Origin of the sequence: Halobacteriovorax sp. RT-2-3 (assembly GCF_047085075.1) — a bacterium.
GTDB lineage: Bacteria > Bdellovibrionota > Bacteriovoracia > Bacteriovoracales > Bacteriovoracaceae > Halobacteriovorax_A.
This window is the reverse complement of the sequence record NZ_JBKIYF010000001.1, coordinates 623,300-646,080: the sequence shown is the minus strand read 5'-3', so window position 1 is coordinate 646,080 and position 22,781 is coordinate 623,300. Positions and strand designations below refer to the sequence as shown.

The 22,781-nt window shown below is 39.2% G+C and carries 19 protein-coding genes; 4 read left to right on the top strand and 15 right to left on the bottom strand.

Annotated features, from left to right (window positions below):
• Window positions 1–2: 2 nt before the first annotated feature.
• From ACMAYX_RS02905 to ACMAYX_RS02895, 3 genes are all read right to left on the bottom strand, one after another.
• Window positions 3–278 carry a hypothetical protein gene (locus tag ACMAYX_RS02905; RefSeq protein WP_021266765.1) on the bottom strand — a complete coding sequence of 92 codons (276 nt, stop codon included), beginning with the start codon at window positions 276–278 and terminating at the stop codon, window positions 3–5.
• 18 nt (window positions 279–296) lie between these two features.
• The gene (locus tag ACMAYX_RS02900) at window positions 297–653 is read right to left on the bottom strand and encodes a hypothetical protein (protein WP_412462704.1); all 357 of its coding nucleotides are present in this window, start codon (window positions 651–653) and stop codon (window positions 297–299) included.
• An 88-nt stretch (window positions 654–741) separates the two neighbouring features.
• The gene (locus ACMAYX_RS02895; protein ID WP_392991645.1) at window positions 742–1,479 is read right to left on the bottom strand and encodes an NAD-dependent deacylase; all 738 of its coding nucleotides are present in this window, start codon (window positions 1,477–1,479) and stop codon (window positions 742–744) included.
• Window positions 1,480–1,527: 48 nt separating this feature from the next.
• Between ACMAYX_RS02895 and ACMAYX_RS02890 the strand changes: the two genes are divergently transcribed.
• The gene (locus tag ACMAYX_RS02890; RefSeq protein WP_412469648.1) at window positions 1,528–2,571 is read left to right on the top strand and encodes a metal-dependent hydrolase; all 1,044 of its coding nucleotides are present in this window, start codon (window positions 1,528–1,530) and stop codon (window positions 2,569–2,571) included.
• On the opposite strand, the gene ACMAYX_RS02885 is transcribed toward ACMAYX_RS02890, so the two are convergent.
• Window positions 2,557–3,225, bottom strand: a complete 669-nt coding sequence (locus tag ACMAYX_RS02885; protein WP_412469647.1) for an acyl-CoA thioester hydrolase/BAAT C-terminal domain-containing protein — start codon at window positions 3,223–3,225, stop codon at window positions 2,557–2,559. The genes ACMAYX_RS02890 and ACMAYX_RS02885 overlap by 15 nt on opposite strands.
• 36 nt (window positions 3,226–3,261) lie before the next feature.
• On the opposite strand from ACMAYX_RS02885, the gene ACMAYX_RS02880 reads away from it, so the two are divergent.
• Window positions 3,262–3,549, top strand: coding sequence for a hypothetical protein (locus tag ACMAYX_RS02880; protein WP_146037820.1), 288 nt, complete (start codon window positions 3,262–3,264; stop codon window positions 3,547–3,549).
• 43 nt (window positions 3,550–3,592) lie between these two features.
• On the opposite strand, the gene ACMAYX_RS02875 is transcribed toward ACMAYX_RS02880, so the two are convergent.
• Together ACMAYX_RS02875 and ACMAYX_RS02870 are read right to left on the bottom strand one after the other, a co-directional pair.
• Entirely contained in the window at window positions 3,593–4,309 is a 717-nt protein-coding gene (locus ACMAYX_RS02875) for a diacylglycerol/polyprenol kinase family protein (protein WP_412462701.1), read from the bottom strand.
• 37 nt (window positions 4,310–4,346) lie between these two features.
• The gene (locus ACMAYX_RS02870) at window positions 4,347–5,672 is read right to left on the bottom strand and encodes a cation:proton antiporter (protein WP_412471522.1); all 1,326 of its coding nucleotides are present in this window, start codon (window positions 5,670–5,672) and stop codon (window positions 4,347–4,349) included.
• Between the two features lie 157 nt (window positions 5,673–5,829).
• On the opposite strand from ACMAYX_RS02870, the gene ACMAYX_RS02865 reads away from it, so the two are divergent.
• Both ACMAYX_RS02865 and ACMAYX_RS02860 read left to right on the top strand, forming a co-directional pair.
• Window positions 5,830–6,297: a hypothetical protein gene (locus ACMAYX_RS02865; RefSeq protein WP_103217473.1), complete on the top strand. Its 468-nt coding sequence runs from the start codon at window positions 5,830–5,832 to the stop codon at window positions 6,295–6,297.
• Between the two features lie 228 nt (window positions 6,298–6,525).
• Complete coding sequence (locus ACMAYX_RS02860) at window positions 6,526–14,145, top strand: beta strand repeat-containing protein (protein ID WP_412471521.1); 7,620 nt, start codon at window positions 6,526–6,528, stop codon at window positions 14,143–14,145.
• Window positions 14,146–14,167: 22 nt separating this feature from the next.
• Here the strand turns inward: ACMAYX_RS02860 and ACMAYX_RS02855 are convergent, their stop codons facing one another.
• Genes ACMAYX_RS02855 through ACMAYX_RS02815 form a run of 9 tightly spaced genes read right to left on the bottom strand, consistent with a single transcriptional unit; the run spans window position 14,168 to window position 22,761 of the window.
• A complete protein-coding gene (locus ACMAYX_RS02855) occupies window positions 14,168–14,299 on the bottom strand; it encodes a hypothetical protein (RefSeq protein ID WP_255407611.1) in 132 nt (43 codons plus the stop codon).
• The gene (locus ACMAYX_RS02850) at window positions 14,290–15,003 is read right to left on the bottom strand and encodes a sulfite exporter TauE/SafE family protein (protein WP_412471520.1); all 714 of its coding nucleotides are present in this window, start codon (window positions 15,001–15,003) and stop codon (window positions 14,290–14,292) included. The genes ACMAYX_RS02855 and ACMAYX_RS02850 overlap by 10 nt, the downstream gene beginning before the upstream one ends.
• Window positions 14,987–16,405 carry a cytochrome c oxidase accessory protein CcoG gene (gene ccoG / locus ACMAYX_RS02845; RefSeq protein ID WP_393022114.1) on the bottom strand — a complete coding sequence of 473 codons (1,419 nt, stop codon included), beginning with the start codon at window positions 16,403–16,405 and terminating at the stop codon, window positions 14,987–14,989. Before ccoG ends, ACMAYX_RS02850 begins: the two co-directional genes overlap by 17 nt.
• 9 nt (window positions 16,406–16,414) lie before the next feature.
• Window positions 16,415–17,026, bottom strand: a complete 612-nt coding sequence (locus tag ACMAYX_RS02840) for a cbb3-type cytochrome c oxidase N-terminal domain-containing protein (RefSeq protein WP_158246832.1) — start codon at window positions 17,024–17,026, stop codon at window positions 16,415–16,417.
• The gene (locus ACMAYX_RS02835) at window positions 17,019–17,219 is read right to left on the bottom strand and encodes a cbb3-type cytochrome c oxidase subunit 3 (protein WP_021267131.1); all 201 of its coding nucleotides are present in this window, start codon (window positions 17,217–17,219) and stop codon (window positions 17,019–17,021) included. The genes ACMAYX_RS02840 and ACMAYX_RS02835 overlap by 8 nt, the downstream gene beginning before the upstream one ends.
• Window positions 17,220–17,221: 2 nt before the next feature.
• Window positions 17,222–19,375 carry a cytochrome-c oxidase, cbb3-type subunit I gene (gene ccoN / locus ACMAYX_RS02830; RefSeq protein WP_103217575.1) on the bottom strand — a complete coding sequence of 718 codons (2,154 nt, stop codon included), beginning with the start codon at window positions 19,373–19,375 and terminating at the stop codon, window positions 17,222–17,224.
• 8 nt (window positions 19,376–19,383) lie between these two features.
• Window positions 19,384–19,560 carry a cbb3-type cytochrome oxidase assembly protein CcoS gene (gene ccoS / locus ACMAYX_RS02825; protein WP_103217468.1) on the bottom strand — a complete coding sequence of 59 codons (177 nt, stop codon included), beginning with the start codon at window positions 19,558–19,560 and terminating at the stop codon, window positions 19,384–19,386.
• Window positions 19,560–22,004 carry a heavy metal translocating P-type ATPase gene (locus ACMAYX_RS02820; RefSeq protein ID WP_412462697.1) on the bottom strand — a complete coding sequence of 815 codons (2,445 nt, stop codon included), beginning with the start codon at window positions 22,002–22,004 and terminating at the stop codon, window positions 19,560–19,562. The genes ccoS and ACMAYX_RS02820 overlap by 1 nt, the downstream gene beginning before the upstream one ends.
• A 52-nt stretch (window positions 22,005–22,056) precedes the next feature.
• Entirely contained in the window at window positions 22,057–22,761 is a 705-nt protein-coding gene (locus ACMAYX_RS02815) for a Crp/Fnr family transcriptional regulator (RefSeq protein ID WP_412470713.1), read from the bottom strand.
• Window positions 22,762–22,781 lie beyond the last annotated feature (20 nt).

Genomic DNA, 22,781 nt, shown 5'->3' with positions numbered 1-22,781 from the left:
AATTATTTTTCAGTACAAGTTTCGTAGCAAAGGTTTCTTTGAGCTTCGTCTTGAACAAGAGCACACTCATCAAAACACCATGGCATTGACTTGTTACCTGATTGGTACATGTAGTTATCAATACAGTAGTCACGTACTGAATTGAAACATGTGTAGAAGTCTTCTTTGTTTGTTAACTCTTTACAAGTTTCTTGAGCTTCCATTGCACAAATTTTGATTTGGTTTGCGCTTGCATTTACTGAAATAAAAAGAGTCGCTGCTAGTAATAGTTTTTTCATATTTTTTCCCTCTAATGATTAAAGATCATAAACACATGAAGCTTTATTTCCTGTGATCTTTGCAAGTTCACTAAGGGCCGCTTCATATTGATATGAATTTAGTTTTCCATTTTCTTTTAAAGTATATTTTGATTTGTTATTACCTAGATCTTTCTCAGCTAGAACTTTGAAGTAGTCTGAGTAGATAATATTCTCAAGATCAACTAGGGCGTGATCCGAAATACGGGCCCAGTTGACGATGAGATTATATTGATGAAGCTTAGTATAGCCAGTGGCATAGTAAGCATTTTCGCAAATTTCTCTAATATTACTTGAAGCTTGTGCGTTTGATGTAACTGCAAACAGCATCGCTAGTGTTAAAATCACTGATTTCATTTATCTCTCCAATAGCATTGAGTGCCCACTTATAGCCAAGGGAAAACGAAAATTAAAGTGATTTTATGAGATATGTAATTTCTGCATGCTAGATGGCAAGCATGGATTCCACGAAGTGACGTACGCCCTGCGTTGCAACTTCTGCGATTGTTTCATCAAAGAGCTCAGCATTATTTGTCGGATGTGGATTAATCTCTAAACAATGAGCACCAGCGCTTTTTGCAATAGCAACAAAGTTTGCGGCCGGGTAGACTAGCCCTGAAGTACCTATTGAGACAAATAGATCGCAATTGAGTAGTGCCTGTTGAATTTCATCTAAGAAAAGCGGGACTTCACCAAACCAAACGATATGTGGCCTAAGATTTCCTTTGGTATGACAACATTGGCAGCGATCTTCGATGGTAAGGTCTTTAGTCCATTCATAGATTTTCTTGGTTTTCTTGCAGCGAATTTTTAGAAGTTGGCCATGCATATGAAAGATATTCTTTGAGCCGGCCCTTTCATGAAGATTGTCGACGTTTTGAGTGATAACCGTTGTATGAAAACTTCCTGTCTTTTCAAGCTCCGCAAGTGCTATGTGGGCATCATTTGGGTGAACTTCACCTGACTGTAACTGTCGTCTTCTTTGGTTGTAGAATTCGTGAACTAAATTGGGGTTATTGTTAAAGGCCAAGGGGGAGGCTACCTCGTAGATGTCGTGGTTTTCCCAGAGCCCATTTTGGTCACGAAAAGTCTTTAATCCCGACTCCTTAGAGATGCCAGCGCCTGTTAGTATACAAATATTTTTTATGCCAGCAAGGAGTGCTTGGTCTTTTAAAAATTTCATTAATTTATGGTAACATACTCTTGGTGAATACATAAAGTGAGGATTTTAGTGGACCCATTATCACAGGCAGTGCTCGGTTCGATGGCATCTCTTGGAGCGGCCAAAGTTAAAGCAAAAATGCGTCAAAAAACAAAAGATAGTAGTGACTCTAATGAATCTAAAGAAACGCCTAGTTTAAAGGTGATAGCTCTATGGGGTGCTCTTGCTGGGATGGCCGCTGACCTAGATGTCTTAATTCGTTCATCCTCTGATCCTCTATTTCATGTTCAGTTTCACAGGCATTTCACTCACTCTCTCTTCTTTATACCAATAGGGGCCTTAATCGTTAGTTTATTTCTTAAACTATTTCGTGTGCCAGTGAAAAGAAGTTACCTTTATACGTTTTGTGCTTATGCAACCCATGGGCTTCTTGATTCATTCACAAATTATGGAACTCAGCTTTTTTGGCCACTTTCTTCAACAAGAGTGGCGCTAAATACCGTTGCTGTCATTGATCCACTTTGTACTATCCCGCTCGTTATTCTTGTTATTCTTTGTCTTCGAACAAAGAATTTAAAATTTAATGATGCCGCCATTATTTATGTCATTGCTTTTATGTCACTTGGTTTTTATCAACGTGAGCGAGTTACTAATTTCCTAACGTCTAAGGGCCTTATTAATGAACAAACACAAAGGCAGATGATTAAGCCGACAATTTTTAATAATGTCATATGGCGAGGAATTGTCGTCGATCAAGATCAAGCAAAGTTTTATGCTGTTAAAAGTATTCCTTTTGGTAAGATTAAGCTTTATCCAAAAAGTGAGAGTGCATCGATTGTTAAAGAAAATGAGATTAAAAACCTTTTAAAGCACTATAAGTCTCAGAAGTTTCCTTATGACTATGAGAGGTTTAGAAGCTTCACTAGCGGTTATCTACATTGGGGCCAAGATAATACAATTGTGGATTCACGCTACAGTATTCTTCCTTATTCATCACAGGCCATGTGGGATATTAAATTTCATAAGGGAGAAGGGCACGTTGTCTTCAATACATCTCGTGCCGTTGATATCAATTCACGAAAAGAGTTCTTAAAGTTACTATTTGATTTCTAATAAGAAGGTCTCAATAGCTCTAATATTCTCAGGCGCAATTTCGTGAGAGTTAATTTTAAAGCTTACATATTGAGCATTAGAAATCTTCTTTTTAAGCTCAATAAAGCTATTATGAGAGTTTTGAAATTCAACAACGGGGTCACCTTCATTATGTATTGAAAGATGATCAAAGCTTAGGTTTTCTCCAAGCTTATCAACTCTTGTATTTGCATTAATTGCAATTGAAGCTTTTATTCCGGGGAGGTAGCTTGCCATAATTGGCGCAAGGTAGCCTCCCTGAGAGTATCCAATAATTATGACATCCTTAAAGTCAATTGCGTTGGCCTTAAGATAGTTTCCAAGGGCCTGGATTGGTGTACTCATATCAATATAATATTTCTGTCTTGTGTGGTCGTAGAAATACCAACTATAGCGATAAGTAATTTCTTTAGGTCTAATTTTAGGAATTGGAAAAATCCCATTTGGAATAAGAATACGAAAGTTCTGTATAATCTCTGATGAAAATTTATCGACAATATTTTCTTTTATTTGTTCATTGTTTTGGGCAAAACCGTGTAGGACTAAAAGAGTTTTTTGCGCTTTAGGATTGCCGACTTCAATAGAATCAATCGGGAGATTTGTACCAACATTTGTTCGACTAGTATTATTTTCCATATGTTTTATAATAGATGGAGCGAGGAGAATTTAAAAGTGAATTCTAAAATGCAGCATACATTCAAGGACGATGAAATCGATTTAGCAAAAGAGATTATTCTGGAGAATATATCATTCTTTGAATGGATGAATATGGAAAATCTTCTCATTTCAATAAAGAGTGAAGATCTAAGCCTTCTTGATGATGTAAATATGGAAGTCCTCGAAGCCTATCTCAATGAGTTTATTAGAGAAGGACTAGTGGAAGTGAAGCATGAGGCTAAGAATGAAGCTTTCTATCGTCGCGTGCAAATAAAGAAGAAGAAATTTTTAAAGTTCTTCTAGTAGTTTTCTACTTATCTTTCTATTTACCTTTCTATTTACCTTTCTAAAGAAAAATTGCCATAAATAACCAAAGCGCTCCAGCTGTTGAAAGTGGAATCGTTAGGTTGTCATCAATTTTAAAATCCATAAAGTCTACTGCTGTTACCACAAGGGAGCTGAAGATTGAAACGAGTGCTATCTTTATATTAAACTCATAGACATTTATAAGCACCATTAGGTGAATGGCAAGTGTGGCAATTAAGAAGGCCAAAGTTCCCTCAAGGGAGCGATTCGCTTTTAATTTAGTTTTACCAAAACGAATTCCAATGATTGCGCTTAATGGGTCACAAACAGCAAGAGTGAAGACGGCCACTAGTGAAATCGTTTTTGGAAAAGTTAAGATTGTAAGAAGTAGGCCCATAAGATACGGCATGGAAGCTGACTCTTTAAGTTGTTCCTCTGCACGTAAAAGGTAGCGGCTACCTAGCTTCATTAATTTATTTTCTGGATAGTTAATTCTTATCTGTTCAAGAATATAGAATACACATGTAGCAATACCAAGGATGTGAACAGCTTGGGCGTGAGTAAGAAAATGCTTATAGATCATTCCCGCAATAAGGCCCATCGAAAAGTGAAAAATCCTACGTGGCATATGTAGGTCTTTTCTTGTTTTCGTTATCTCTTCTTTTGTATCGTTTTCTTCTTGTGAAACTTGTTCAGCTATATCTTTAGTCGATGTTTCCACATCGTTTTTTTCATTATTTGCAATTGTCGTATCCATATGTGCATCTTAACTCAGGTTGTTAATCCTGACAAAACTATTTTTTTAGTCCTGACAGACTGTTCGAGATAAAATCTTTGGTGATTTTGAAGATTGATCGGCGATCCTGTCCATAACTATACTGCCCATCACTCAGGGACTCTAAAGAGACCTCTCCACTGCGTTTAAGGGCCTCTTTGAGGATAAGTGGCCCTGCAATTTCAAAGATGAATATACTGGAAATGATGGTCTGAAAGATTATACCACTTGTGATATGGGGGATTCTTTGAATAGTCATGGCAATAGCTATGGCCGTACCAGCATGTGAATAGAGGCAATGACCTAACATACTGTAATCATTGCTTTTTACTCGCTTTGCAAAGAAGCGATGGGCCACAAAAATAGATAGTGTTCGAATGACGATGTACATGATCACAAAGAGTGCGTCATCAGATATAAGCCCTGCAATATTGATATGGGTGCCAGCAAAGACAAAGAAAATGGCATAGAGTGAACTTCCAATATCTCTAACTGTCGTATGAATGAGGCGACCTTTTGAAGAAGCCTGGGTGACAGTAAAACCTAAAACTAGCGATATTAAGAGAACATTCAACTTTAAGAAATAAGCGAGTGTTTGAGCAAAGAGAATCATTGTTATGATGGAAAAGAGAAAGTTACCAATCTTATTCTCAAAATTTTCAAGCCAAGTAAGAAGAAGTCCCAGTACAACTCCTACTGCAATTGATCCGATCACTTCTTTGGCCATGGAAAGTAGTGACTGATAAGCAGAGGCAGAGGAAGGCCACAGGTCTGTTGCTTCAAAAATTGAAGTCAAAAATAAACTCCCTACAATTGTTAGTCCAGTGACAACGGCCAAGTGAATCATGATAGCATCAGTAATTGGGCCATGTGTGTTGTATTCTTTCATTACTAGTACCGTTGTAGGGGGAGCCGCTTCGATACTTATAATTCCAAGCATGGAGGATATTATAAAAATATTTGTAAAGGACAGTCCGGTAAAAATAGCAAGACAAGTGGCAAAGAGAACACTGCTAATCAAGAACATCAGAAAAACTTTAAGGTGAGTTTCCTTAATGATTTCATTGCTTAAGCGCCTTAAGAGATACTTATTAAATTCCCCGCCAATATTAAAGAGAATAAGGCCTAGAGCAAGGTCAGAAAGATAATTAGTTTTTTCAAGAAATTCGTGAGTGATTAGGCCTGTGACATATGGCCCTAGAATAATCCCTAGCATAATAAAACCACTGACCTTAGGGATTCCTATAAATTTAGTAAAACGTGCTACCACAAGACATAACAGAAGGCACAGGCCTAGAATTGGAATAACGGCCTGGGTATCTGTTAAATCGATGAAGTCGAACACATTTAACCTCGCTCATTGGCTTTGTTGAAATTTAACGCACACAGACGCTAGATCAAACTTAAGAGGTATAAAGATGCGTTAATAATATTAAGTTTTTTACAACTAAGGATGTAAATGGCTACAATAGAGCTATCAATTATTTAACGAGGTTGTTCATTTGAAGAAGAAAATCTATTTCACACTTTTTATTCTCGCAATTATTGCAGGTCTTCTAGGTTGGGGAATTTTAAATTATCCAAAGTCTGATGGGACTCGCTCGGGTAAATTAGTGCGAATCACAAAGAAAGGTGTCTTCTTTAAAACTTATGAAGGAACGCTAGATCTTGGAAGTGGTGATCGACTGACGTGGGGATTTTCTGTTCATGATAAAGCGCTTGGCGAACAATTAATTGCTCAGGCCGGAAAGAATGTAAAACTTGAGTACAAAGAACTCTTTTTTAAATTTTTCTATGAAACAAATAATGTCGTTGATGGCTGGTCAATTGTTGAGAGCCCAGAAGATAATGTCTTTCTATGTCGCTTAGTTCGTATCCTTCAAGAAAACTCTTCAATTGTTGAGTATTTAAGACCTCGAATTCAAGAACAGGATAGTGAACTACTTCAGCGCATGCGAGAGTGTAAGTAGTTTAGCTGGCCTTCGAAGTTGGCAGTTTGGAATTACGCCATGTCAAATCAAGGCCATGGCAAGAATTTCACTTCTCAATAGAGTAGTTTTGTAAGAGCTTAATATTACAGGACTTTATGAATGGCTTCTTGAGTTTATTCTGCTAAATACTAAAAATTGTTAAGAAAATTAACTTTATGTCGATAAACTTGTTTGAGTAAGTAAAATTATTTAACAGGTTTGATATCGATGCACGTTTTTCTCCTTCTATTAGCAATAGCTTTTAGCTCCTGTTCGAAAATTAAGTACTCTATCGTTGGTGATGGAGCAATCACAATTCCGACAGTTTCTTTATTGGATTCAGACTCTAGTAGCCCCGAAATTAGTAATGACTTAACTGTTGGGCTTAATATCACCAACACAAGTGGCGCTACAAAGTATTGTGTTTCAGAATCTCAGACAACTCAGCCTACAGATACACTAACTTGTAACGGAGGAGCGTGGACACCTGCCCCTCCTGCGACTTATACATTTTCTCCTGGAGAAGGTAGTCGCGACCTGTATGTTTGGACAGCAAATAGTGGTGATGAAGTTTCAGAAGATCCTATTATTGGAACCATTGAAGTTGATACCGTAGCACCATCTACTGCAATCACAACTCCTCCCGCTACTGTTATTGATGAAACGAATCAAACGAATTTTACTTTAGCGGGAACTTGTAGTGAAGATGGTGGTGAAGTTCATTTATCAAATGCAATAACAGCAACAACTACTTGTTCTGGTGGGAGTTGGAGCGTTGATGTCGATACATCAGCAATCCCTAATGGCAGTCTGGATTTTGATGTTGTCTATACTGATAGCGCTGGAAACTCCTCTGCTCAAGAAACGATTACTCTGACAAAAAATGTTTCGATGCCTGATCCTACAATCACGATGGCAACGAGTGACTCAAATGATTTAACAGTAAGCCTTAGCATTGGTAATGATACTTATGCAACGATGTGGTGTTTATCTGAATCACAGTCTACAAAGCCAGCGGATACTTCTACTTGTAGTGGCGGTAGTTGGGTGACGACTGAGCCTACTGATTTTACCTTTTCAGCAGGAGCAGATGGATCAAGAACTGTTTATATTTGGACCGCTACAACTGGTGAGTATATTAATGATAATCCCATTAGTGCGACAATAAATTATGATACTTCAATTCCAAGTGTGACTATTACAAACACAGCAGGTGAAGTCTTTGGCCCAAGTGCTACATTATCAGGAACGTGTACAGAAGATGGTAGCGTGACTTTAAGTGGAAATGTCGTAACCAAGACAACTGCATGTACAGGAGGCAATTGGAGCGATACCTTTGATTTTAGCTCTCAAGCAGATGGAGCTGTAACCGTAAGTGCAACAGTTACTGATAGTGCCGGAAATACCTCAAGTGCTGAATCTAAAAACTTCTCAAAAACTTCCAGCTACTTACACTCACTAAATCTCGATACAATTAATAGTTATGATATTGCTTTAAGCTACGCTGTTATCAATACAACAAATCTACAAACATATAAGTATCACCTTGTGACGGGAGCAATTGCCCCTAGTGATTGTTCTGCAGGAATTGACTTTGGTAATACAAACTTAACTCAAAATATATCGTCACTTAATCCTTCGACTCAATATAGTTTAACGGTTTGTTATATTGATACTTCAAATAATACGATCGGGCAGCAGGCCCAGACATTCACAACAGCAGCAATCGCTTCATCTGGAACTGGCCTTGTTTGTTCAGGTGGAGGAGATGTAAACACAACTTGTTATGTAAATGATCTACAAACAATGGCGGATTCAACAGTTATTTATATTCCAGGAAATCTCGTTATTCAAAGTGGAGGAGACATCTCTTCAAATGCTCTTGAAAAAATAATTATGCAAGTTGATGGAAATGTCACAATTGAATCTGGTGGAAAAATTTCTGCAAACCTAACTCTTCTAAGTACAACTACTCTTGATATCCAGGCAGGTGCAAGTATTGATGTTTCAAGTAAAGGTTATGCTGGTGGAGCAAGTGGTGCTGCAAATGGAAGTGGGCCTTCAGGTGGTCTAGGACATTCAAATACAAGTGCTGATCCAGGTGGTGCTGGACACGCTGGAGCTGGTGGAGATGGCCGCTCAAGTGGTGGGACAACTGTTTATGGTTCAAGAACTGAACCTGTTGATTTCGGTTCTGGCGGTGGTGCTGGTGATGATCAATCAGGTGGTGCCGGTGGTGGTGTCGTAAAAATAATAACAACAAATTTAAATATTGATGGAAATATACTTGCTCAAGGTGGAGCAGGTGTTCAAACTTGTTGTGACCAAGGAGCTGGTGGCTCTGGTGGGTCGCTATGGATTATTTCTCAAAATACAATTACTGGTGGCGGTAGTGTTTCTGTTAATGGTGGATCTGCTGGTGCAATCGATGGTGCACAAGGGACAGGTGCTGGAGCAGCTGGACGATTAGCAATTTATCAAAACACTGGTGTTTATACATTTAATGGAACCATTGGTGTTTCTGGCGGAAGTGTCGGTACTCGCGCATCAGATGGTAGCTTCTATTTAGGTCTTACAAGCAATGATCAACTTTGTGATAGTGGAAATTTTTCTTCAACATGTATTATCAATACTTCTAAAGTTATTGGTGGAGACATAAATCTCACAAGCGGAAATTTAACAATTGATACAACCGGAAACGTAAGTGTTAAGGGCCTTGACTCTGACTTCACTTTTAATAATGCTGGCGGAGATTTCACAATTGCTACTGGTGGGCTTTTATCAATGGATGCAATGACGGCCATTAGTAATATTATTGCTAATAATTTTAATATGGCCGGAACGCTAAACGCTAATATTTCAGATTCAACTATTTCTAATGCAACGATCACTGGTACCATTAATGTAAATAGTAAAGGCTACTTTGGTGGTCGTGCTATGGGCAATGGTGGAGGACCTGCTGGCGGTATTGGAACAGATGATAATGGTGGTGGCGGTGGTCATGCTACAGATGGTTTCAATGGTAACGCAGGGACGGCCGGTGCTCCTGCATATGGTTCAATCAGTGCTCCTGTCGATTATGGTTCAGGTGGAGGTGCTGGTGGTTCACGTATTGGTGGAAGCGGTGGTGGTGCCGTTAAGTTAAGCGTTACAAATACTTTAGAAATTTCTGGAACAATTTCTGCTAATGGTGGCAATGGCCAAGAAAATAGTGATATCTCAGGTGGTGGTGCAGGTGGTTCAATTTGGCTAATTGCTGATAACTTAATTTTAGCTGCAACACTAACGGCAACTGGTGGAACTTCTGGTCATACCAACTCCGCTGCCAATGGTGCTGGAGGACGAATTTCAATTATTGCAAATCAGGCAACTGTTAATGCAAATGTTAGCCACCTTGCTGGACGTGGAGTTGCAGAGGGAACGGCCTATGTAAATATCCCAAATATTTATCCAAATTGTAGTGGTGGCGGTGATGTTCTAACAACGTGTTATATCAATGATACTCAAACACTCATGGCCAATGTAACTTATACGATTTTAGGAAACTTAACTCTTCAAAGTGGTGCTCTTGTTCAAACTCCTGATGCTACAAGTATTGAACTTAATATTGGAAGTAATCTTGTGATTGAATCTGGCGCAACACTTGCGGCCAATATAACAGAACTTACGGCCACATCTATTGATATCCAAACTGGTGGTGCGATTAATCTAGATGGTCGAGGATACACTGGTGGACGTGATGGTGGTGCTGATGGGAAGGGGCCATCTGCAGGTTTAGGCAATGGTACTGACGAATCAGGTGGTGGAGGCCACGCTTCTGTTGGAGAAAACGGAGAGAATGCTTCAACAGCTGGTGGTAGCGTTATCTACGGTGTAGCTAGTGCTCCAATTGAATATGGTTCTAGTGCTGGGGCATCAAATGGTTACGATGGTGGAGATGGTGGTGGTGCCATTAAAATTATTACAGATAATCTAACGGTTAATGGCTCATTAACGGCCAATGGTACAGACGGTGCTTCTGGCTCAATCTATGCGGCAGGTGGTGGAGCTGGTGGTTCAATCTGGCTTCAAGTAAGCAATTCTTTTACTGGATCGGGGATGATTACTGCTGCTGGTGGTGCTGGTAAGGTTTATAGCTTTGGTGCAGGAAGTGGTTCTGGTGGCCGAATTGCCATTGAGTATAATGGTTCTTCTTATGACTTCTCTGGAAATGTTTTTACGTCAGGTGGTATTGGAAAGAAAAGGGCCGGAGATGGAACATTTTATTTAGCTCTAGGAAATCCTTCTTCAATTTGTGATAGTGGTGATCTGGTTTCAACTTGTTATATAAATGAAAATAAGACGATTGGTGCAAACTATACGATTACTGCAAATAACTTAGAGATCGCAGATAGTGTCTCGCTTTCTGTTGATGGCCTTAACCCTGGTATCGCAGTTGATCTAACTGGTAACTTAACTCTTAAGCCAAATTCTCGTATTACATATATTGCCAATGCTCGTGGTATTGAACTGCTTGCAGATGGAAATGTGACATTAGAAGCAAATGCAATGGTTCTAGCTAATCTCACAAATCTTGAGGCCCAAACACTTGAACTTCAAGCAGGATCAAGCCTCAATGCAAAAGGGCTTGGTTATCGTGGTGCCGGTCTTGGTTATCAAGAAGGATTTGGGATCTCTCCTGGACTTTCAAATAATACAGATGAAGCTGGTGGTGGTGCTCACGCCTCTGTTGGTGGAAACGGAGAAGGAGCAGCAACGCTAGGTGGACAATCTCCATATGGTAGTGAAACTAATCCTGTTGACTATGGTTCAGGTGGTGGAGCTTCTAAGAATATTTCTGGTGGTAATGGTGGTGGGGCCATTAAGATTGTGGCCAACGATATTATTCTAAATGGTAATATCCTGGCACAAGGAAATGACGGAGCAACTACTTCTATTTATGCTTCAGGTGGTGGTGCCGGAGGTTCTGTTTGGATTCAAGCGGCCAATTCAATTATTGGTAGTGGAAATATTCTTGTTTCTGGTGGTGAAGGTAAATTGTATTACTACGGAAGTGGTAGTGGTTCTGGTGGAAGGCTTTCAATTGAACTTGCAGGTAGCAACTATAACCTAACAGGTGTTGTTAATACTAATGGTGGCTCTAGTAGTAAGCACGGAGGCCCTGGAACATTTCACTTAGGACTTTCAACTAATGATGCTATTTGTGATAGTGGTAATTTTGCAACTACTTGTACAATTGCTGCAACTAAGCCATTAGGAAATAATATTTCTCTTATTGGTGCGAATCTTATTCTATCTCCAAGTGCAGGGCTTGCAATTCAAGGCCATAATGGAAATTTCTCAATCGATTTAACTGGAAGTCTAAGCCTTCAAGCTGGCTCAAGTATTTCTTATACAGAATATCTTCGATCGATTTCAATTGCGGCCGACACGGCCATAACAATTGCGAATGGATCATCAATTAATGCGAACCTATCTCTTCTTGAAACATCTGCTTTTGATCTTCAATCTGGTGGCCTAATAAGTGCTGTTGGACTCGGTTACTATGGTTCTAGAAATCGCCTTGAAGAAGGTTTTGGGCCATCGCCTGGACTCACAAATAGTAATGATGAAGCTGGGGGCGGGGCGCACGGTGGAAATGGTGGTAATGGTGAAAACGCAACATCAACTGCTGGTGGTAATAGTCCATATGGTAGCTTAACTGCTCCAATCACTTTTGGTTCAGGTGGTGGTTCATCTGGAAATTACCGAGGTGGTAATGGTGGTGGTGCCATCAAAATTATTGCTGATACTGTTAATGTCGATGGTGAGATTAAGGCCGACGGAAATGCTGGTGCAGGTGCAAGTATTTACGCTGGTGGTGGTGGTGCGGGTGGTTCCGTTTGGATTACTGCTAACACAAGCTTTACTGGTACAGGAGATATTCAGGCCAAAGGTGGTAACTCTGGTGGACGTGGTGCTGGTTCAGGATCAGGTGGTCGCTTATCAGTTGATATCACTACTTCAAGTAATACATTTTCTGGAATATTCAACTATGGGCCTGGTACTTCAACTCATCCAGGTGATTTTGGAACTTTATATTTAGCTTATACAACATTAGACCAATTCTGTGATGTTGGAACAAGTGGAACGACTTGTGAAATTAACAATGCCAAGTGGCTACCGAGTGATCTCTTTGCAGGTAACTTAACTATAAATAATGATATTTATCTCTATGATAGCGCTACAAATATTAACGTTACTGGAGATCTGCTTGTAAAATCTGGTGCAACGATTCAATCTCAAAATCGTGACAAGTACACTTTTGATATTTCTGGAAATGCAACGATTGAAGCCGGTGCCACGATGAAGGTTAACCTTGCAGATTTTATTGCAACAAATCTCGATCTTGCAGGAACAGTTGATGTTTCACAAAGAGGTTATACGAGTACATCTGGACCTGGTGGAGGTAAAGACTCTAGTGGTGGAAATAATCATGGCGGTGCTGCTAGTTACGGAAGTATTGGTGGCCAAGGTTATAGTGCCAACACTTGGGGTAATCTTTATGGAGATGAAACTGCACCAACTGATTTCGGTTCTGGTGGTGGACGTCATGCTCATGCTGCCGGTGGTGACGGTGGTGGTGCCGTTAAGTTTTCTATTTCAAACTTAACAAATTTTACGGGCGCTATTTTATCTAATGGTGGAAATGGTACTTATATATCAGGAAACTATGGTTCAGGTGGTTCTGGTGGTTCAATTTGGATCAATACTGGTTCAATTACTGGAAATGGATCAATGGCCGCTCAAGGTGGTTCTGCAAGTGGATCTTCAAGTGGACATGGTGGCGCGGGTCGAATTGCTATTACGATGACAGACATTAGTGGTGTCTATCAATATGGTGGAACAATTGATATGAAAAATAATGATCGTGGAATTGATGAAGGTTCATTCTATGTATCATTAATGGATCAGGACTCAATTTGTACAACAGGTGACTTTGCCTCAACTTGTACCGTTAGTAACGACCTAACTCTAGGTGGTGTACAAAGCTTTACTGGTGCCGGAAACTTTATTCTTGATACAGCGATGACTCTTAGAGTTTATGGAAATAATACTGATGTAGGTTTTGATATTAGTGGGAATTTCTCAACAGCAACTTCTAGTTTAATTTCTGCAAGTAAGGATATTACTCAAATCCATTCAGGTGGTGTTGTCACTTTTGATGGAGCTGTTGAAGCTGGTCTTCCTGATGTCTACGCTGTTGGTGATATTAATGTGAATGCTTCTATTTCTTCTCTTGGTAAAGGGGAGCTTCCTGGCCGAATTGGTCATAATGGATATGGAGTGGCAGGTGGACTTGCCTGTTCTAGTGGAAATAATCCGGCCGGAGCGGGAGGACACGCTGGTGCCGGTGGTGATGGTTATTGTACCAATAGTGGAATTACATATGGTAGTGCAACTGAGCCAAATACTCCGGGCTCTGGTGGTGGAAGTGATGACTCGGGAGATTACAGTGGTGGTGCTGGTGGTGGTGTCATCTGGTTAGTTTCAGATGCTAATGTAAATATCTCTGCTGCAGTCGATTCAAATGGTGTTAACGGAAATCTCTCTGGTGCAACAGGTGGCTCTGGTGCTGGTGGTTCGGTTTATGTAAAGGGCCTTACTTGTGATGGTAGTGGAAATATATCAACAATTGGTGGATCAAATACGACTGGCTTCCGCGGTTCAGGTGGCGGTGGTGGTCGCATCCATGTAAATTGTGGAACGAATAATTGGCTCGGTTTAGCTGACGCATCAGGTGGTCTTGGTGCCGATGCTAGTCGTAATGGTGGAGTCGGTAGCATTGACTATACAGTCATTCCATAAATATATGTATTGGATACGTATACTAAGACCAGTATTTAATAGTTAAAGCAACTAGTAGACATGGAAATAAGATGATGACTGTAAAGATCAGAAAGTTAAATGCATAGTATTCTGGGTCTTGAAAGAATTTTGTTATCATTTTTTTTAGTGACATGTTGGCGCTCCTGCCGCTGGACTCCACATCATATACACACGATAGACAATTGTGGCAGTTCCAATAATTAAAAATAAGTAAGGGACTCCAGCTTGAATACGAGTTGGAAATTTTATTTTCCTAATCGCACTTGGCCCAAGGAGAAGTCCTGGTAGTGTTCCTAGCCAAAAGAAGAACACAAAGAGTGCCGCAAGTGTTGGAGAGGCCGCACTTATTGCAAGTGCTAACATCGCCCATAATAGCCCACATGGAAGTAGAACACTAATACCTCCAATTGAAAAATTAAAGAGGTGAGGTTTATTTCCTACTTTCTTTGATATCTTTGGCCAAAGCCTTGCATTTAGATTGTGTAATTTTTGAGAGGCTATTTGAGCTAATTTGAAATTTGAAAATTTAAAAAGTCTTTTAAGTCCCATCCAGATTAAGATCAATCCAATACTTAGCCCTGAAAAGAGCATGAGGTATGGATTTGATTTTATATCAAGGATTGTAAAGCCAAGCACCGGAATAACCAGTGCTGTGGCCATGTAGCCCAATAGTCTGCCTACTTGGTAGGACATATTTTGACTAAAGGACTTAGAGACGGCCATGGTAATTCCACCACACATTCCCACACAGTGGAAATTTGCAACAAGTCCCATTGTCAGACCTGCGCTTATGATTACATAAGGTGAAATTCCCTGCAGACTACTTAGTTGGTCCAACTAAAACCGCCTCTTTTTTGATCTCTTCATTTGTGTCGAGATCTTTTATAATGAAATTAAACTTTAAGCTTCCGTTAGTTAGTACATCATTATTAAAAACAATGAAGACAATTTTTCTTTCGTGGTTTGATTTGAAGATGAATGGATTTCTCGGCATCTTCATTTCGTAAGAGCCTTCTTTAATCCCTTCAACTGCAATTTCAATATTTCTTTCAACAATCTCACCACTTTGTTCAATTACAATATGAAAGTGGTTTCTTGTTGTCGTTGGTGAACTTACTGTAAATGGTGTTCCTGGACCTCTAAGGACTGTTGTTGTGATTCCTTGTGACATTGAAACACTATAAACAAATCCAATTAGTAGACCAATTAGAACAACTAGGTAGCTAATATTTCGAATTGAGAAAATATGGCGCCCTTTTCCTTCAATATTACTTTGAGTGTCGTAACGAATGAGTCCTGTCGGGCGATTCGTTTTTAACATGATGTCGTCACATGCATCAATACAGTTTGTACAAGCGATACATTCTAGTTGAACACCTCGTCTGATATCAATTCCTGTTGGACAGGCCTTTACACAAGCATAGCAGTTGATACAATCACCATGCTCTTCAGGTTTCATTCCTGGCTGACGTCTTGGTTCTCCACGTCTTTCATCGTAAAGAATTGCTAGTGAGTTCTCATCCATAATTACAGACTGCATTCTTCCATATGGACAAGCGATAATACAAAATTGCTCTCTAAACCAACCAAAGTCTAGAAGGACAATTGTTGTGATGAGAAGCATGATCGTAAATAGTGTGAAGTTCTCAGCTGGGTTTTGAAAACTTATTGATAGTAGGTGATGAGTACCTACGAAATATCCCAAAAATGTATGTGAGATATGTAGTGAGACTGCAAGAAAAGCAATCCACTTAAGAGATTTTTTAATAAGTTTCTCTTTTGTCCAAGGGCCTTCAGCAAGTTTCTTTCTCGCTCTTGGCTTTCCTTCAATTAGGGCCTCGAGCTTGAGGAAAATTGATGAAATGAAGACTGTTTGTGGACATGCCCAACCACACCAAACGCGCCCAAAAATACTTGTGATAAACCCGATAAAGAAAAGAAAACCGAGTATCACAAATATTAAAATAGGCGCATTGTGGGCATAAAATTTGTATGTAAAGAATGAAAATTCTCTGGCCGGGATATTAAGGAGAATCATTTGTTCTCCTTGAATATATATCCACGGCAAGACTAGATAGACAAAAATAAGAAACCAATAGAATATCTCACGCCTGGTTTTCCAGATCCCTTTAACTTCTTCAGGGAACAGGAAGACTCTGTGTCCACTGTCGTCAGTTGTACCAAGTCTTGATTCGTGTAATTCAAATTGTGATTTCTTTGCCATTTCTTTCTCTTTCAAATTCTAATTTTATTCGCTAAGTAGCTCACCTTGTGGCTCTTTCGCTTTTGCAGGAGTAGTTCCTTGCAGTGCTAATACGTGGTCAGTAACGGCCATGATGTCTTCCTTGCTTAAGATATCTCCCCAAGCAGGCATCCCTTTATCTTCATTACCATGAACAACAAACTTATAGATTTGTTCTGGATCAAGTTTAGTAATATTAATCCAATGTTTATCTGTTAAGTTTGGACCGATGTCCCCACCACCATCATCTAAGTGGCAGGCAGCACAGTTTTCAATAAAAACAGTGTTACCAAGCTCTTTTGCTGCAGGTGTGGCCACGTAGCTGTCGTATGCTTGAATATCGAAGTTGGCAGTGTTTGCTGCTTCTGCATCGATGATCTTTTGCATTTCAGCCATCTCTACCTTGTATGTATCCAACAGTGTTGGTCCATCCATTAGTACGTAGTACATAAAGTAAGGTATCGAGAAAATGAATGATAGGGCCCAAACCCCAGTCCACCAACTTGGAAGCGGGTGGTTGAGCTCTTGAATACCATCGTACTCATGATCCATAACAAGATCTTTCTCATCCTCAAGTACGATATTTTCCTGTTTCGATTTATTATTTTCGTTAGTCATTGTTGCTTCCTTTGTTTTCATTAACGACTGCTTCGCCGTCAGAAAGTGCATTGTTGGCAACTTCTTCATAAAGCTCTTTTGAGCCCGGTCTCATTGACCAGAAGAAGGCCCCTAAGAAGATGGCCGCAAAAATGAATAGCGACACTGCTGGCATCCATTCCCACGGCATATTTTGCATTACTTCAGATTTCATCTCTATTCCTCTGACTTAGTTTCTTTTGTGTCAATTCCAAGTCTTTGTAGATACGCAATAAGTGCGATGATTTCTTTATCTTGCATCTTCATTGGTACACCAAACTCATTTAATCCCTTAGTGATTTGAGTTGCTTGCTCCATTGCAAGATCAATAGCATTCGAAACTTCGTCTTCACTATATGGAGTTCCTAGTGCAACCATAACATCCATTTTCTTTGGAAGCATTTTGAAGTTAACTTTCTTCTTAGTTAGCCAGTCGTAGTTAGGCATGATTGAGCCTGCTGTCACTTCACGTGGATTAATCATGTGACGGTAGTGCCACATATCATTATATTTTCCACCTACACGTGCAAGATCTGGACCGATACGACGTGATCCCCATTGGAATGGTCTATCGTATACAGATTCTGCTGCAGTTGAAGGATTTCCATAACGTAGCTTTTCAGAAACAGTTGGACGAATTTGTTGAGAGTGACAAACGTAACATCCTTCTTTAACAAAGATATCTCGACCAAGAAGCTCTAGTGGAGTGTATGGTTTTACTCTAGGGTCTACTTCGACAAATTTGTTTGAAAGCATTGAAGGAATAATTTCAATTGCTCCACCAACAAGGATTGCAACTAAAGTTAGAACAGTAAAAGTAACAGGAAGCCCTTCAAGCTTTCTGTGAGTTTCAGCATTTGCATCTTCAGGGTGAGCTGAAATAGGTGCCGCTTTAAATACTTCTTCTGATTCTTCTTTGTCTTTGTTTACATACTTTGATTTCTTATAAGTCATCCATAGGTTGAAGATCATTAAGAAGAAACCTAGTAGAACGAATACACCACCAAATGCACGTACCCAGTACATTGGAATAACTTTGATTACAGTTTCAATGAAGTTAGGGTAAACAAGTTTCCCTGTAGCATCAACTGCACGCCACATTAATCCTTGAGTAATACCAGCTACCCACATTGACATCATATAAAGTAGAAGACCAATTGTTGCTAACCAAAATTGAGCGTTAGCAATTTTCTTAGAATATAATTCTGTCTTCCATAGTTTTTCAACACAGTAGTATAGAACACCAACAATTAGCATGTAGTTCCAACCAATTGTACCAGCGTGCACGTGACCAACAACCCAGTCAGTGAAGTGACCGATGTAGTTAACCGATTTAATTGAAAGTAGTGGACCTTCAAAAGTTGCCATACCGTAGAAAGTAACGGCCGTAGCAAAATACTTTAAGATTGGCTCAGTTCTAACTCTATCCCAAACACCTCTTAGTGTTAGAAGGAAGTTGATCATCCCACCCCATGAAGGCATCCATAGGATAATTGAGAAAGTCATACCAAGTGTTTGAACCCAATCTGGAACAGATGAGTAAAGAAGGTGGTGAGGACCTGCCCAAATATAAATAAATACTAGAGACCAGTAGTGAATAATCGAAAGTCTATATGAATAGATTGGACGATTAGCAGTTTTTGGTAAGAAGTAGTAAATGATCCCTAAGAACGGAGTTGTTAGGAAGAAGGCAACAGCGTTGTGCCCATACCACCATTGAACAATCGCATCTTGTACACCAGCATAAATTGGATAAGACTTTAAAAAACTTACTGGAACAGAAAGAGAGTTGAAGATGTGAAGAACAGCAATTGTTACAATTGTTGCTATGTAGAACCAAAGGGCCACATACATATGACGTTCACGTCTTTTAACTAGCGTACCAATGAAGTTAACAGCAAAGACTACCCAAATAACTGCAATGGCAATATCAATTGGCCATTCTAGCTCGGCATACTCTTTCCCTGTTGTAATCCCTAGAGGTAGAGTTAAAGCTGCTGAAACAATAATCAGCTGCCATCCCCAAAAGTGTACCCAAGATAAGAAATCTGAAAAGATTCTTGCCTTACATAATCTTTGAGTTGAATAGTAAACTCCCAGAAACATCCCGTTTCCAACAAATGCAAAAATCGCAGCATTTGTGTGAAGTGGTCTTAGACGGCCAAAAGTTGTCCATTCTATACCTAGGTTAAGTTTCCAATAGGCCAATTGGAAAGCAATAAAGACACCCATAAATAGTGCAATCGCCCCCCAGAAAACTGTCGCCATAAGAAAAGCTTTCGATATCTTATCGTTATACGAGAACTCTTCTAGATTGGCATTTGTACTCATGCTCATAATCATTCTTCCTTTTTTTGGTTGTGAACAATATTATTTTTCTCTTCTTCAAATAAAACTCTAATAGAAGGCGTATCTAAGTCATCATATTGACCCGTTTTAGTCGCCCAAATAAAAAACAACAGAAATCCTACTGCTAAGAATATTGCAATCGGTAGTAGAACGATAATGACTTCCATCAGCTTTTTCCTTTATTTTTTAACATTCTCTTATCAAATCCAATTAACGGAAGTGTACTTGAAAGAAGAACTGTTAATGAACTGATTGGCATTAAAATCGCCGCATGCAGTGGAGTAATGATATGCATTAGCGCCAATGTTATTCCTGCGATATTATAAGTAACTGCAAACATAATATTACGGCGTAAAGTACCTTTCACATTACGTGCAACTTTAAATAAGACCTTTATGAGGTTTAAGTCTTCTTGTGGCATATAAATGTCACAGCTTCTAAGGGCAATGTCTGCTTGTGCACCAATTGCAATTGATACATTAGACTTAATCATGGCAAGAGCATCGTTGTCACCATCACCCACAAAGACAACATTTTCGAGTCTGTTAGCAAGCTCTAGCTTCTGTTCCGGGCTTTGTTCAATATAAAGACTTGCCTCATTGATGCCAGCTTCTCTCGCTATCTTTTTTGCCATCTCTGAAGCATCACCAGTTGATAGGTGAATATCAATATTTCTTTGTTGCAAGAAGTTCACAAGCTCTTTTGATTCAGGTCTGATGCTGTCTTCAATTTTAAAAGTGGCAATAATCACTTCATCAGCAAAAAGGGCAATCTCTGCATCAAGTATGCCCTTGCCAATAAAGTAAGTTGTGTCTTCGATTTGTGCCTTAACACCTTTTCCTGTAATCACCTCAGCAACTATATCTTCGTACTTAGAGAGATCAGTATTTGATAGTTTTTGTTTTGAATATTTCTTTAGTGCAAAAGCAATAGGGTGTTGGGCCGCTCTTTCAAGAGTAAATGTTAAAGCAAGGATTTCTTCATCACTTAGATCAGATTGATTTGTAAAACTACTTACTGCAAACTTTCCTTTTGTAAGAGTACCAGTCTTATCAAAGATAATATTCTTTGCATTATTTAACTCTTCTAGGCTTAGCTCGTTTTTAACATAGATACCATACGACTTAAGCTTATTAATTCTAGTCGCAACAACAATTGGTGTGGCCATAGCAAAGGCACAGGGACATCCAACTATTAAAATTGCTAGGATGACTTCAAATGATTTTGAAACGTCTCCAGTATAAAGACCTTGAATAAGTGCCACGATACTTAGAACGATAATTCCAATTGTGAAGTAGCGTGAAATTTTTTGTGCCCATACATTGGCAGGGTTTTTTACGATTGTATTATTCTCAATTGCTGATAGGTTCTTACCTAGTTTTGTTTGCGTTCCAATTGCACTAATTTCAAGTTTGAGGTCATTGCTCAAACTTACAGCACCTGCTGCTATGAAGTCTCCCTTATTAACAACAAGTGGGCGGCTCTCTCCTGTATTAATTGAGTTTAGAATTAGTGCTTTTTCACTTGCAAGCTTTCCGTCGTAGATAATTCTTTCGTCTTCTTCAAAAAGAATTTGATCACCAACCTCAACTTCATTAGAGAAGACATGTTTAATTGTATCGCCAACAATCTTCTTAACTCCAGTGTTTAGAAATAGAGAGGAGATGCCTTTTGTCGACATTGATTTTTGAGTCAACATCTTTACAAAGTAGCGTGACAGTAAAATCAGAAATATAAGTGTTGTGATTGAATCAAAGTATACAGGTCCAGATTCTCTAAAGAAATTAATTGCCGACAGTATGAAGCCAAAGACAATTGCCATTGCTAGTGGAATATCGACATTAGTACTTCTAAGTCTAATAGCACTGACACTATTAACTAAGATTGGCCTAGCACTATAAAGAATCACTGGAAGACAAAATGCAAAGCTTATTCCATCGAATAATTTTACGTAATCTCCAGTTGCCCCGGCGTAATTTGAAACAGCGTAGATCATGATATTACTCATGGCCGAAGCTGCAACTCCAATTTGAAGAATATCGCGACGATCACTTAATTTCTTTTCTTGATCTTTTTCAATATTAAACGGGTGAGGAGTGTAGCCAAGTTGCGCAAGAGTTGCAGCAAGCTTTGCAATTGAATACGGTCTTTTTGTATCAATTGTGAAACTACCTAAATTATTTCCAATATTAACCTGGGCCTCAATAACTGAGTTTTCAAGTTTTGAGATTCTTTCAATTAACCAGATACAAGCAAAGCAGTGGACACCTTCAAGTAGAAAGTGAACTTTAAGCTTATCTCCTTCAATTGTAATGTATTCGCGAATAAAAGCTTCGCTATCCATGTATTCAAATTTATTGGCAGATGTCGTAGGGCGCTCTTTTAGGCTATTGGCCTGAGAGCCTTGCTCATTTTGATAGCGATAGAAATCTTCAAGGTTATTACTAAGAAGAAGAGAGTGGACACTCATGCACCCATAGCAACAAAACTTTTCTAATTTGCCATCTCTTTCATTAGTGATGAGCTCACCAGGGGCAATTTCTTCAGAGCAGTGAAGGCACACTTGTGCCTCGCAAGCCTGTCTCTTGCTTGTGATACTTTGGATATCCATCTCTACATTCTTGTTAGTTATCTTTTTTTTATAAACTTAAAATAGTAAAACTTTAATAAACGCCTTCAGCTCTCTTCTCTAATTCAGCGGCATCCTTGATAATGATTAACTTACCATTTTGATCAATAAGACCGTCTTTTCTGTATTCAGAAATAATACGAATTAGAGTTTCATTGGCCGTTCCAATCATTGTGGCCATCTCTTCTCTTGTAAGCTTTAGCTCGATTTGAATTTCACCATTGATAAGCACGTTACCATGAGTCTTAGCAAGATCGAGTAGAAGTTGAGCTATTCTCTCGCGAACATTTTTTTGATGGAAAGCACTTGAGCGCTCTTCTGCAATTCCCATGTCGCGGCTTAACTTATTAATAAGTTCTAGCGCAATTGCTGGTTTATCATTGATTAGTTTTAATAAACTTGGTTTATCAATAAAACATACGGAAACATTATCAATGGCCGTTGCTGTTCCATTGAAGTCTTGAGCAGTAAATAGTGATCTGTGGCCAATAACATCTCCATGTTGAGCAATTCTCACAATTGTCTCTTTTCCATCGGAGCCTGTTTTTGTCAGCTTGATATTTCCTGATTGTACACAGTAGATACCTGCTGGGCGGTTTCCTTGCGAAAACAGCTTTTCACCACGTTTAAACCTTAATGAAGATGCAGTAAGTGATACTTTAGCGGCTTCTTCATTTGATAACCCACAGAAAATCCCTAACTCTCTTGATGGGCAATCTACACACTGTTTCTTTTCCATAATTTATACCTTTTCTTGGT